At 69.7% G+C, this 12,285-nt stretch carries 13 protein-coding genes, 1 tRNA gene and 1 pseudogene; 11 read left to right on the forward strand and 4 right to left on the reverse strand.

From position 1 onward, the window contains the following. Positions 1-88 precede the first annotated feature (88 nt). Positions 89-1,975, forward strand: a complete 1,887-nt coding sequence (locus ACWEOO_RS14935) for a phosphoenolpyruvate carboxykinase (GTP) (RefSeq protein WP_452143429.1) — start codon at positions 89-91, stop codon at positions 1,973-1,975. A gap of 72 nt (positions 1,976-2,047) precedes the next feature. Here ACWEOO_RS14935 and ACWEOO_RS14940 read toward each other — a convergent pair whose 3' ends face one another. Further along, on the reverse strand, positions 2,048-2,704 hold the full coding sequence (locus tag ACWEOO_RS14940) for a phosphoribosyltransferase (RefSeq protein WP_452143430.1): 657 nt from the start codon (positions 2,702-2,704) through the stop codon (positions 2,048-2,050). A 29-nt stretch (positions 2,705-2,733) separates the two neighbouring features. On the opposite strand from ACWEOO_RS14940, the gene ACWEOO_RS14945 reads away from it, so the two are divergent. From ACWEOO_RS14945 to ACWEOO_RS14985, 9 genes and pseudogenes are all read left to right on the forward strand, one after another. Next, positions 2,734-3,147, forward strand: a complete 414-nt coding sequence (locus ACWEOO_RS14945) for a TIGR03618 family F420-dependent PPOX class oxidoreductase (protein WP_359934431.1) — start codon at positions 2,734-2,736, stop codon at positions 3,145-3,147. A gap of 50 nt (positions 3,148-3,197) precedes the next feature. Further along, positions 3,198-4,027, forward strand: a pseudogene (locus tag ACWEOO_RS14950) (LLM class flavin-dependent oxidoreductase). A gap of 75 nt (positions 4,028-4,102) precedes the next feature. Next, positions 4,103-4,192 (forward strand) — tRNA-Ser (locus tag ACWEOO_RS14955). Positions 4,193-4,618: 426 nt separating this feature from the next. Further along, entirely contained in the window at positions 4,619-6,202 is a 1,584-nt protein-coding gene (locus ACWEOO_RS14960; RefSeq protein WP_452143431.1) for an LCP family protein, read from the forward strand. Positions 6,203-6,257: 55 nt separating this feature from the next. Next, positions 6,258-6,716 (forward strand): hypothetical protein, encoded by a 459-nt coding sequence (locus tag ACWEOO_RS14965; RefSeq protein ID WP_359934437.1) that lies wholly within the window; start codon positions 6,258-6,260, stop codon positions 6,714-6,716. A gap of 4 nt (positions 6,717-6,720) precedes the next feature. Beyond that, positions 6,721-7,680 (forward strand): acetylxylan esterase, encoded by a 960-nt coding sequence (locus tag ACWEOO_RS14970; protein WP_452143432.1) that lies wholly within the window; start codon positions 6,721-6,723, stop codon positions 7,678-7,680. Between the two features lie 43 nt (positions 7,681-7,723). Next, positions 7,724-8,041 carry an ArsR/SmtB family transcription factor gene (locus tag ACWEOO_RS14975; protein ID WP_355475352.1) on the forward strand — a complete coding sequence of 106 codons (318 nt, stop codon included), beginning with the start codon at positions 7,724-7,726 and terminating at the stop codon, positions 8,039-8,041. Between the two features lie 2 nt (positions 8,042-8,043). Beyond that, positions 8,044-8,559, forward strand: coding sequence for an SRPBCC domain-containing protein (locus ACWEOO_RS14980; RefSeq protein ID WP_452143564.1), 516 nt, complete (start codon positions 8,044-8,046; stop codon positions 8,557-8,559). After that, the gene (locus ACWEOO_RS14985) at positions 8,552-8,947 is read left to right on the forward strand and encodes a VOC family protein (RefSeq protein WP_452143433.1); all 396 of its coding nucleotides are present in this window, start codon (positions 8,552-8,554) and stop codon (positions 8,945-8,947) included. The genes ACWEOO_RS14980 and ACWEOO_RS14985 overlap by 8 nt, the downstream gene beginning before the upstream one ends. Here ACWEOO_RS14985 and ACWEOO_RS14990 read toward each other — a convergent pair. From ACWEOO_RS14990 to ACWEOO_RS15000, 3 genes are all read right to left on the reverse strand, one after another. Next, positions 8,927-9,508, reverse strand: a complete 582-nt coding sequence (locus ACWEOO_RS14990; RefSeq protein WP_452143434.1) for a class I SAM-dependent methyltransferase — start codon at positions 9,506-9,508, stop codon at positions 8,927-8,929. The two genes, ACWEOO_RS14985 and ACWEOO_RS14990, sit on opposite strands and share 21 nt — an antisense overlap. Before the next feature lie 5 nt (positions 9,509-9,513). Then, positions 9,514-9,744, reverse strand: coding sequence for a hypothetical protein (locus ACWEOO_RS14995; protein WP_363707115.1), 231 nt, complete (start codon positions 9,742-9,744; stop codon positions 9,514-9,516). A gap of 148 nt (positions 9,745-9,892) precedes the next feature. Then, a complete protein-coding gene (locus ACWEOO_RS15000; RefSeq protein WP_363707113.1) occupies positions 9,893-10,774 on the reverse strand; it encodes an HIRAN domain-containing protein in 882 nt (293 codons plus the stop codon). A gap of 230 nt (positions 10,775-11,004) precedes the next feature. Between ACWEOO_RS15000 and ilvA the strand changes: the two genes are divergently transcribed. Then, a complete protein-coding gene (gene ilvA / locus ACWEOO_RS15005) occupies positions 11,005-12,285 on the forward strand; it encodes a threonine ammonia-lyase IlvA (protein WP_452143435.1) in 1,281 nt (426 codons plus the stop codon).

Raw genomic sequence — 12,285 nt, forward strand, 5'->3', positions numbered from 1 at the left:
GACCCCGGCGGCCGGAGCCGTACCTCCTCAGCGTCGAGGGGGCCGCGCGGTTTGCCGGGCCCGACAGCCGAGAGGGAATGAGCCGCCGATGACGACCACCGCCAGCCCGACCCATACCGAGACCGCCGCCCCAGCAGCCGCAGCGGACCTCCCGGCCGCACCAGCCACGACGTACGACCTGACCGACGCACCGACCCGGCACGCCGGCCTGCTGGCCTGGGTCGCCGAGGTCGCCGAGCTCACCCAGCCGGACCGGATCCACTGGGTCGACGGCTCGGACGCGGAGTACGCGAAGCTCACCGACGAACTGATCGCGGCCGGCACCATGGTCCGGCTGAACGACGAGAAGAAGCCGAACTCGTTCTGGGTCCGCACCGACCCGTCGGACGTGGCCCGGGTCGAGCAGCGGACGTTCATCTGCTCGGCAGAGGAGAAGGACGCGGGTCCGACCAACAACTGGATGGACCCGGCGCAGATGAAGGCGCTGATGACCGGGCTGTACCGCGGCAGCATGCGCGGCCGGACGATGTACGTCGTCCCGTTCTGCATGGGCCCGCTGACCGCCGAGAAGCCGATGTTCGGCGTCGAGATCACCGACTCGGCGTACGTCGTCGCCTCGATGCGGATCATGTGCCGCACCGGCGCCGAGGTGCTCGCGAAGCTCGGCACCGACGCGTCGTACGTCCCCTGCCTGCACTCGGTCGGCGCCCCGCTGCAGCCCGGCGAGGACGACGTGCCGTGGCCGTGCAACGACGAGAAGTACATCGTCCAGTTCCCCGAGGAGCGGGCGATCTGGTCGTACGGGTCCGGGTACGGCGGCAACTCGCTGCTCGGCAAGAAGTGCTACTCGCTGCGGATCGCGTCGGCGATGGCCCGCGACGAGGGCTGGCTCGCCGAGCACATGCTGATCCTGAAGCTGATCTCGCCGGAGAAGAAGGTGCACTACGTCGCGGCCGCGTTCCCGAGCGCCTGCGGCAAGACCAACCTGGCGATGCTCGACCCGACCCTCGAGGGCTGGGAGGTCGAGACGCTCGGCGACGACATCGCCTGGATGCGGTTCGGCAAGGACGGCCGGCTGTACGCCGTGAACCCGGAGTTCGGCCTGTTCGGCGTCGCCCCCGGCACCGGCTGGAAGACCAACCCGAACGCGATGCGCACCATCGAGAAGGGCAACTCGGTCTTCACCAACGTCGCGCTCACCGACGACGGCGACGTCTGGTGGGAGGGCTACTCGCCGACCCCGCCGGACCACCTGACCGACTGGAAGGGCCGCGAGTGGACGCCGGCCTCGGGCGAGCTGTCCAGCCACCCGAACAGCCGGTTCTGCACGCCGATCAAGCAGTGCCCGATCATCGCCGACGAGTACGACGACCCGAACGGCGTGCCGATCTCCGCGATCATCTTCGGCGGCCGCCGGGCCACGACGGTGCCGCTGGTGACCGAGTCGCGCGACTGGGCGCACGGTGTCTTCATGGGCGCCACGCTGTCGTCAGAGACCACCGCGGCGGCGGTCGGCCAGGTCGGCGTCGTCCGGCGCGACCCGATGGCGATGCTGCCGTTCCTCGGCTACGACGCGGGGCAGTACTTCGACCACTGGCTGACCGTGGGCAAGCAGCACGACGCGGCGCAGCTGCCGAAGATCTTCTACGTGAACTGGTTCCGCAAGGACGAGGCGGGCAAGTTCGTCTGGCCGGGCTTCGGTGAGAACGGCCGGGTGCTGAAGTGGATGATCGAGCGTATCGAGGGCAAGGCCGAGGCGGTCGAGACCCCGATCGGCCGGGTGCCTGCCGCGGGCGCGCTGGACGTCAGCGGGCTCGACGTGACCGCACAGGATCTGGAACTCGCGTCGCACGTCGACCCTGACGAGTGGAAGGCAGAGATCCCGCTGATCGAGGAGTGGTTCGCCAAGCTCGGCGACACGGTGCCGACGTCGCTGAAGGTCGAGCTCGACCACCTGAAGGCCCGGCTGGGCTGACAGCGCGGCCCCAGAGCACCGGCCGCCGAGTCGGAAGCCGGCGGCCGGGCCACCACGGTGCGGCGCCCCGGATCATCCTCCGGGGCGCCGCGCCGTGCTTTCCGCGAGCACCCGGCGGACCTCCTCGTCGCCGACCGGCGAGAAGTCCCGGTACGCCTGACCGACCGCGGTGAAGTACTGCGGGATCCACGCGCACACCACCTGGTCCGCGACCTGGGACAGCCGCCGGCAGCTGTCGATCCCGCCGACCGGTACGGCGACGACGAGCCGCGCCGGGCCCTGGCGCCGTACGGCTTCCACGGCCGCGCGCATCGTCGCGCCGGTCGCCAGGCCGTCGTCGACCAGAATCACCACGCGGTCCCGGACGTCGATCGGCGGGCGGTCGCCGCGGTAGGCGTGCTCGCGGCGGCGCAGCTCCAGGACCTCCTGCTGCCGGACCGCCTCCAGCGTCTCCGGGGCGACCTCCGCCGCGATCGGCTCGTTGCGGACCACGTGCAACTCCTCGCCGACGCCGGCGATCGCGCCCATCGCCAGCTCCGGCTGCCCCGGCAGGCCGAGCTTGCGCACGATCAGGACGTCGAGCTCCGCGCCCAGGGCGTCCGCGACCGGGGCCGCGACGGGAACGCCGCCGCGCGCCAGCCCGAGAACCAGAACGGAGCCGCCGACCGATCCGAGCTCGTCGGCCAGCGTGCGGCCCGCGGCCGCCCGATCCGGGTACGGCCTCCTCATAGCGCCCATGATCCACGTACGTTGACCGCATGCGAATCCCTGAGAGTGCGCGAGCCGTGCTCGAATCCGATGCCCTCGGCCACCTGGTGACCCTGAACCCCGACGGCAGCCCGCAGGTTTCGGTGGTCTGGGTCGGCCTGGACGGCGACGAGATCATCGCCGCACACGTGCCGAACAACCGCAAGGTGAAGAACATCCGCCGGGACGGCCGGGTCGCGTTGTCGATCGAGACCGACCGGGTCAACGAGATGGGCCTCGCGGAGTACCTGATCGTCACCGGCACCGCCCGGATCACCGAGGGCGGCGCGGTCGGCGTACTGCGGGAGCTCGCGAAGACCTACCTCGGCCCGGACGCGGAGTTCCTGCCGGGTGACGACCTGCCGGCCGGGTACATCACGCACATCAGTGTCGAGAAGATCGGCGGTGTCGGACCGTGGACCTGAAGATCGGTGTGATGCTTCCGCTCGGCGCAGGGGACGGGCCAGGCGGCGGGATGCCGGGCTGGAAGGACGTGCGGGCCGTCGCGGAGGCGGCCGACCAGGGCGGCCTGGACTCGGTCTGGCTGGCCGACCACTTCCTCTACCGGGACCCGGAGGGGCAGGTCTTCGGGATGCACGACAGCTGGACCCTGCTGAGCGCGGTCGCCGCGGTCACCGAGCGGGTCGAGCTCGGGAACATGGTGCTCTGCGCATCGTTCCGCGATCCCGGCCTGACCGCGAAGATGGCCGTGACGCTGGACGAGGTCTCCGGCGGCCGGCTGACGCTCGGTGTCGGCGCCGGCTGGCACGACCCGGAATACGAGGCCTTCGGGCTGCCGACCGACCACCGCGTCGGACGTTCGCCGAGTGGCTGGAGATCGTCGCGCGGCTGATCCACGGCGAGACGGTCACGTACGACGGCACGTACTACTCCGTCCGCGACGCCGACCTCGACCCGGCGCCGCCGCACCGGATCCCGATCCTGGTCGCCGGCCACCGGCCGCGCATGATGCGGCTGACCGCCGAGTGGGCCGACGCCTGGAACACCGCCTGGTACGGCGCCCCCGACCTGCAGGTGGAAGAGCGCCTCGAGACCCTCCGCCAGGCAGTCGAGACGGCCGGCAAGCCGGCGGGGTCGGTGACCGCGACGGCCGGGATCATCGTGCGCGACCCGGACCAGTCCGTACCGGATCCCAGTCCGAAGGCGATCGCCGTCCAGGAGCTGCCCGAGGCGGCCGCGGGGTACCGCAAGCTCGGCGTCCAGCACCTGATCGTCTCGCCCGAGCCGATGACGCCGCGAACGGTCGAACTGGTCGCCGAGGCGAAGCAATCGCTGAGCAGCTGACCCCGCTTTTGCTGCCGGGCGGGTCCACCGGATAGTCTTGGCCGTCGTCGTGTCCCCCGCGTGGGGATCGTCGGAGGAGGCGTCGCCTAGTCCGGTCGATGGCGCCCGCCTGCTAAGCGGGTTGAGGGTAATCCCCTCTCGCGGGTTCAAATCCCGCCGCCTCCGCTTTGGGAGCGCCTTGCCTGCAGAATGCGCAGGCGAGGCGCTCCGGCTATTTCTTCCGGGGGTGCAACCCCCGGGGCCCGCCCGGCGGGGCTTCGCCCCCCGGACCCCCCGCGCTGGGTTGGGTGCCCACTCGCCTTGGTCTGGCGACTCACCTTTGCTTGGCTTGGGGAGGTGCTCGGCTTGGCGACGGGCTTCTGGACGGGCTTGACTGGCCACTCCGCTCGGGGCGGTGGGGTGGGTGGCGACTCTGAGTGTTCGGGGTGGGACCTTCGGTGTGTCGGCCGGTGGATGTGTACGCTGGCGGGCATCGACGGGGGTCGACAGCATCACGTCAACCAAGTGGGCGGCGTGGGCGTCTGATGTACCGTGGGCCGCTGCGCGCGGCCGACGGAGGGGTCGTCACGTCGTCGATCAGGGAACGGAGCCATGTCGCGAAGCACTCGCGCAGCCGGTCGGAGGGCAGCGCCGCGGGCCAGCCGGTCCCGTGCCCGTTCGCACCGCGCCCGCACGGCGTCGAAGGCGATCGGCCTGACCCTGCTCAGCGCCCTGGTCCCCGGCACTGGACTGCTGATGGGCGGCCGGAAGAAGCTCGGCGCCTTCGTCCTGACGATCAGCATCGGCCTGCTGCTGATCGCCGCGTACGTCGGCCTCACGCACCGCGACTCGGTGCTGGCCCTGCTCGTCTCCCCGCGCCAGCTGCTGATCGCGACCGGCGCGGTCGTGCTGCTCGGCGCCGGCTGGATCTGGACCGTGGTGGCGTCGCACAAGCTGCTCCGCCCGGTCAGCATGACCTATACCGGCCGGCTGGCCGGCTCGATGTTCGTCGGGCTGCTCTGTTTCGCGATCGCGGTCCCGACGACCGTCGCGGCGCAGACCGTGATGGCCCAGCGCGACCTGGTCGGCAGCGTGTTCCAGTCCGAGGGCAACTCCAAGAGCGCGACCCGGCCGAAGGTGAACAAGAGCGACCCGTGGGCAAAGATCCCGCGGCTGAACCTGCTGCTGCTCGGCGCCGACGACGGCGTCGGCCGGACCGGCGTCCGGACCGACACGGTGATCGTGGCCAGCATCGACACCAAGACCGGTGACACCGCGCTGATCTCGCTCAGCCGGAACTGGATGCGGATGCCGTTCCCGCAGGACTCACCGCTGCACAAGGCGTACCCGGACGGCTTCTGGGACCCGAACCTGGGCAACGTCGAGCAGCCGGAGTACTACCTCGACGCGATGTACGAGAACGTCCCGAAGGCGCACCCGGGGATCCTCGGCCAGACCGACAACGAGGGCGCGGACGTGGTCAAGCTGGCCGCGAGCGCCGCGCTCGGCCTGGACATCGACTACTACATGCAGGTCAACCTGGCCGGCTTCCGGCAGATCATCGACGCGCTCGGCGGCATCACGGTGAACGTGAACTACCGGGTGCCGATCGGCGGCGACTACGGCGCCGGCCCCGGGTCGAACAGCGAGAAGAAGCCCAGCGGGTACATCGAGCCGGGCCCGGAACAGAAGCTCGACGGCTACCACGCGCTGTGGTTCGCGCGCGGCCGCTACGGCCTCAGCGACCCGTCGCGTCAGGAGCGCCAGCGCTGCACGATCCACGCGCTGGTGAGCAGCGCGAACCCGCAGACCCTGGTGACGTCGTACCAGCAGATCGCGAAGGCCGGGAAGCAGCTGCTGCGCACCGATATCCCGCAGGACATCCTGGCGGCGTTCATCCAGCTCGCGCTGAAGGTGAAGAACGCCAAGGTCACCAACATCGACCTGGACAAGAACAAGAACTTCCCGACCGGCAAGAACCCGGACTACACGGCGATGCAGGAGATCATCCAGAAGGCGATCGCGCCGAAGACGAACCCGGTCGCCTCGACCCCGAGCGCGAAGCCGACCAAGAAGCCGACCAGCAGCACCACCACGAAGCGCCCGACGACGCCGCCGAAGCCGACGGCCACCCCGGGCGAGGCCCAGAACCTCAACGACGCCTGCGCCTACAACCCGAGCCAGACCGGCAACTGACCTCTGGCTCGGGCCTTCTGATCCGGTCACCCCGGGCGGATGAGATCCTGTGCCGATGCGGACGACGTACCGGATGCGGTCGGGACGGTTCCTCGGGATCCTGGCCGCCGGGCTGATCATTCTCGGGGTGGCCGCGGTGCTCTGGGCGCTGGGGCTGCCGAGCGTCGCGGTGTCGGTGTTCGTCACGCTCGGCGGCCTGATCGCGATCGCCGGCCTGTGGATCCTGGCCCGGCCGCCCAAGGTCGCGCGGCTGCGCGACCGCGACATCGAGGTCCGCGGCCTGCGCACGCCTTGGACCGACATCACCGAGGTCGGCCGGGTCGAGACCACGCACGGCGAGGCGATCGTGCTGCGGACCAAGAACCCCGACCACCCGATCCTGCTGCCGGTCTCGTGGCTGGCCCCCGGGCGGGTCGAGGAACTGGAGACCGCGCTGCGGGACAAGCTGAACGCCGCACACGGGTACACGATCTGGGACGGGACTGCCCCCGAGGACGCCGGCGACGCAGAATGATGCAGTGCTTTCCTTCGACCTGTCGTACGACGAACTCCTGACCTACCAGGGCACGAATCCGCGTCCCGCGGACTTCGACGCGTTCTGGGACAAGGCGCTGCTCTCACTGGACGAGGTCGCGGCCGACGCCGAGTTCGTCGACGCCGCGGACTTCCCGCTGACGACTGCGACGGCGCAGCACCTGTACTTCACCGGGACCGGCGGCTACCGCGTGCACGCGAAGGTGCTGCGTCCCGCCGAGCCGACCGGGCCGGCCGTGCTGCTGTTCCACGGGTACGGCGGTGAGCAGCCGAAGTGGGTCGAGCTACTGCCATACGCCGCGCGCGGCTTCACGGTCGCGGCGCTCGACGTCCGCGAGCAGGTCGGGTTCCGTACGCCGTCGCAGGAAGCCAACGCCTTCTCGCTGCAGCACCACCTGGTGCACGGGCTGGACGCCGGGCCGGACGGGCTGCTGTACAAGCACGTCTTCCTGGACACGCGGCGGCTGGCCGACATCATCGGCGACCTGCCGGAGGTCGACGCGGCCCGGATCGCGACGACCGGGTGGAGCCAGGGCGGCGGGTTGTCGCTGGTGGCGGCCGCACTGACGCCGACGATCAAGTACACCGCGAGCGTGTTCCCGTTCCTGTCCGACTACCAGCGGACGTGGGACCTGAATCTGGAGACCTCGCCGTACGACGAGATCGTCACCTGGTTCCGCAAGCGCGACCCGCGGCACCTCCGGCAGGAGGAGATCTTCACCACCCTCGGCTACATCGACGTCCAGCACCTCGCACCGCGGATCCGGGCCGAGGTCACGCTGTTCACCGGGCTCGAGGACCAGATCTGCCCGCCGTCCACGCAGTTCGCGGCGTACAACAAGATCACCTCGCCGAAGGAGGTCCGCAGCTACCCCGACTTCGGGCACGACGACCTCCCGGGCGCGCACGACGACATCTTCCAGCTGATCGGCGCCAAGCTCTGAATGTACCCTTGTGGTTACGTAACTACTTGGGTACATTCACGCCATGGACATGGTGTTGCAGGCGTTGGCGGATCAGAGCCGGCGCACGGTGCTGGAGATCCTGCGGGATCATCCGGCGACGGCCGGTGAGCTGGCCGACGCGCTGCCGATCGCCCGCCCCGGTGTGTCCCGGCACCTGCGGGTGCTGCGGGAGGCCGGGCTGGTCGACGTACGCCAGGAGGCGCAGCGGCGGATCTACAGCTTGCGGCCGGAGGCGCTCGTCGAGGTGGACGAGTGGCTCGAGGGCTACCGCGCGCTGTGGCGGAACCGGCTCGACGCACTGCACACCGAGATCGCACGAGGAAAGAAGGCGTCGCAGTGAGGATGACCGGGACGATGCGGGCTCTGGACGAAACCCGCGGCGCGGTGCGCGTCGAGGACGTCTACGACACGGATATCGACGACCTGTGGGCGGCGTGTACGACGCCGGAGCGACTGGCGCGCTGGATCGCCAAGGTGTCGGGCGGCTTGCACGAGGGCGAGACGATCCGCGCCGTCTTCACGAGCACGTGGAGCGGCGAGGTGCGGATCGACAGCTGCGAGGCTCCGCACCATCTGCTGCTCACCACCGAGCCCGGCACCGACGACGAGGGCCAACTCGAGGCCTGGCTCGCTCCGGTCGGGTCACAGACCAAGCTGGTGGTGGAGGAGCGCGGCCTGCCGATCGGCTCGATGCACTTCCACGGCGCCGGTTGGCAGGTCCACCTGGAGGATCTCGGCCGTGCGCTCGCGCTTGACGGCCCGGCCCACGCCGACGGCTGGTCGGAGGAGAAGCCGGCGCCGGAGTGGCACGCCCGCTGGACCGAGCTCACCCCGGCGTACCGAGGTAGTGATGTCTGACACGATCCGGCTGGAAGGCATCACGCTGAACGCGCCCGACGCGCTCGCCCTCGCCCGGTTCTACGCCGAGATCACCGGCGGAACCGCCAGCGGTACGACGCATTGGGCCGCCGTGACGGGCCCGAACGGTTCCCTCGGCTTCCAACAGGTCGACGACTTCGAGCCACCACAATGGCCCGGCAGCGACATGCGAATGCACCTCGACTTCTACGTCGACGACCTGGCCGCAACCGGCGCCCGAGTCCTTGCCGCGGGCGCCAAACTCCACGACTACCAGCCGAACTCCGACCACTGCTACGTCTACACCGACCCAGCCGGCCACCCGTTCTGCCTGTCCACGTGGGACACCGAAGCCGCAACGGCCTCGTCACTTTCTCCAGGTGATTGAGTAGCGGAAGAGGAGATGGCGGCGGAAGGTCGCGCCTGGTAGGAGGTCTGCGGCCAGGGACTGCATTTCCGGGAAGGTGACGGGTGGGGGCCACACCGTCGGGGACGGGTGTTCCCAGTGGCCCTTGACGGCGCGATGTGCCCAGCTGGCGGCGACTCCGGCCAATTCGCGCGGGAGATCGCGCGGGAGGTTCGATCGTGCGACGCCGATCACCACCAGAGCGCCGCCGGGGCGGAGCAGGTCGCGCAGGCGGAGCAGGGCGGTGCGGGCGTCGACGTGGTGGATCGTGGCGACGGATCCGATCACGTCGTACGACGCCGGCTCGAGCGGATACTCCAGGAAGTCTCCGTGGACGTACTCGATGTCGTCGCCGTGGCTACGCGCCAACTCCAAGCTCGGCGTGTGCAGGTCGATCCCGGTCACCTGGGGTACGACGCTGTGCAGCTTTCGGGCCAGCATGCCCTCGCCGCAGCCGACGTCCAGCGCGCGTTCGGCGCCGGGCGGAACGGCCTGGAGGATCTGCGGGTGGTAGTGAATGTTGTGGTTCCAGGGCTCCCGCATCCGGCTCACTTCCGGCCGAGTGCGGCGTCGATCGCGGCCGTCAGCACCTGGTCGTCGTCGGCCTGCCAGGTGTGGTCCTGCGGGCACGTCCAGTTGTCCGGCTCCGGCGGGATCACGCACCCGAACAGCCGCACCTTGCCGGCTGCCGCCGCCTCCCGCGCGACCGGGGTCGGCAGCCCGTACAGGATCGGCACTCCTCGTTGCCCACAGACCGGGCAGGCAGGTGCGTTCGCCATACGCCCAAGGTACGTCACCACCCGTCCACCGACGCCTGATGCCGTCGGCAACGGCGCCGGGCAGCTCCCCGGAGGGAACTGCCCGGCGTCATGAGAAGTAGCTCCGCAGTACCGGCCTGGTGAGGCATGGTCAGTACTGCGCAGCCGCCTAGTTGGCTTCTTTCGTCGCCCAGTAGTGCCATTGCGGGGACGCGACTGGGGAGCGAGCCAGCCCGTCCGGCCAGGTAGCCGGGAGGTCGTGACTCCGCGCCGCGTAGAGAATCACCTCCGATGCGGTCCGGTCCCCGCGGACGGTGACCCGGGCGGCGGTCTCGGCACGCATGTCGGTGAGGTAGTGGATCGCCGGCAGGAACTCGGCGCTCAGCCGTGCGCTGAGCCGGCCGACGGGTTCGTCGTCGAGCCGGACCTCGACCACGATCCGGTGCCGGTCCTGAATGGTGTCCTCCTCCTCGATCGCGTGCATGGTGGCGTACGCCCAGCATTCGCCTTCCGCGCGGAAGAACGGCGCCAGGATGTCGGGATGCACCTCGCTGCCCGGCACCACGATGCCGCTGCCGGCCGGCAGCAGGTGGAAACTGCCTGGCGGGGGCAGGTTCACCGGCACGAGCATGTGCGGCTGCCCGAGGGCGACCGCGACGCTTGCGTGGAACTCGGTGCCCTGGGGTCCGTTGCCGCCGGCGTCCGCTCCCTCCCAGTTCGCCGCCGTCCACTCGCTGACCCACAGGTGGCACGGCACCTGCGGTTGCAGGCCTTGCGCCACCAGTTCTGACAGCACCGGGTGGTACCGGTGCGCGTCGTCCCTCGGCAGATAGCCGACAACCTTGCCCTGCACCCGGACGGCGATCGACCGCGGGTCGAAACGGTTGTGCGGTTCCGGGACGAGGTCCGCCTCGGTGTCCAGATCTGCGCCGCGCGCCGGGATGGGGTCCGGGAACAGGCTACGGATCGCCTGCTCGTGCGGGGCCTCCCGCACGACTTCCTGACCGCACCACAAAGCGTCGCCCCACAGACTGAACGGAATCAGTTCCATGTGCCCTCCAGTCCTCACTGTCCGGCTTCTACCCGGCTCATCTCTTCCAGGGGCCTGGCCGTTACACCCAGTGAGCGTATGAAAACTAAGATGCCCAGTGAAGAGCCGTTTCACGCATGGTGCAAGAGTCTGATACGCAAAGGTATCCGCCGGTCCGGACTGTGGACGCGAATCGTCTTGTGCAGCGAGCGAATCGGCGAAGATCGTGCAAATGCACGGGAAGGAACACCATGCAGGGCAGTAGTTCAGTGGCTCGATCGACCGTATCGACTGTTGACGCCGAAGCGATCGAGGCCGCCATCAAGCGCTTGGACGGCGTCGCCGTCCGTACACCGTTGCAGCGCAATCTCCGCCTCTCCGAGCGCACCGGGGCGCAGGTCTGGCTGAAACGGGAGGACCTGCAGATCGGGCGTTCCTACAAGCTTCGCGGTGCGTACAACCTGATCGCGCAGCTCGACGACACCGCCAAGGCCGCGGGCGTGGTGTGTGCGAGTGCAGGCAATCATGGTCAGGGGCTGGCGTATTCGTGCCACATCCTCGGCGTGCACGGCAAGGTGTACGTGCCGCGGACGACGCCGCGCCAGAAGCGGGACCGGATCGCGGCGCTCGGCGGCAAGCAGATCCACGTGATCGTCACCGGCGACACGTACGACGACGCGGCGGCCGCGGCGATCGCGGAGGCGTCGGCGACCGGCGCGACGATGGTGCCGGCGTTCGACGACCCGAGAACCGTTGCGGGACAAGGGACTGTCGCCGTCGAGCTGGTGGAGCAGCTCGGCCACGCCCCCGACGTGCTCGTGGTCCCGGTCGGCGGCGGCGGTCTCGTTGCAGGGGTTGCAACGTGGATCGCCGAGCGGCATCCCGGCGTACGCATCGTCGGCGTGGAGCCGGGTGGCGCGGCGAGTATGGCGGCGGCCCTTGCGGCCGGCAAGCCTGTCACATTGCCGCACCTGGACAGTTTCGTCGACGGCGCCGCCGTGCGCCGCGTCGGCGACGTGACGCTCCCGCTGGTGCGAGCCGCCGGCGTGGAGCTGATGTCGGTGCCCGAGGGGCTCGTCTGCTCGGAGATGCTCGCGCTCTACCAGACCGACGGACTGATCGCCGAGCCCGCGGGTGCTTTGTCGACAAGTGCCCTGGGCAACGGTCTCGACGTCCGTCCGGGCGAGACTGTGGTGTGTCTGCTGTCCGGCGGGAACAACGATGTCAGCCGGTACGGCGAGATTCTCGAGCGATCACTCGTGTACGAAGGGCTGAAGCACTACTTCCTGGTGACGTTCCCGCAGGAGCCGGGTGCCTTGCGGGCGTTCCTCGACGAGACGCTCGGGCCGGACGACGACATCACGCTGTTCGAGTACGTGAAGCGCAACAACCGCGAGACCGGTGTCGCCCTGGTGGGCATCGAGATCAGCAGCCGGGACGACCTCCCGCTGCTGCTGTCGCGGATGGAGGCCGCCCCACTCGACATCGAGCGCATCAACCCGAACTCCCCCGAGTTCCGGTACCTGATCTGA

The sequence above is a fragment of the Kribbella sp. NPDC004138 genome (assembly GCF_053603655.1).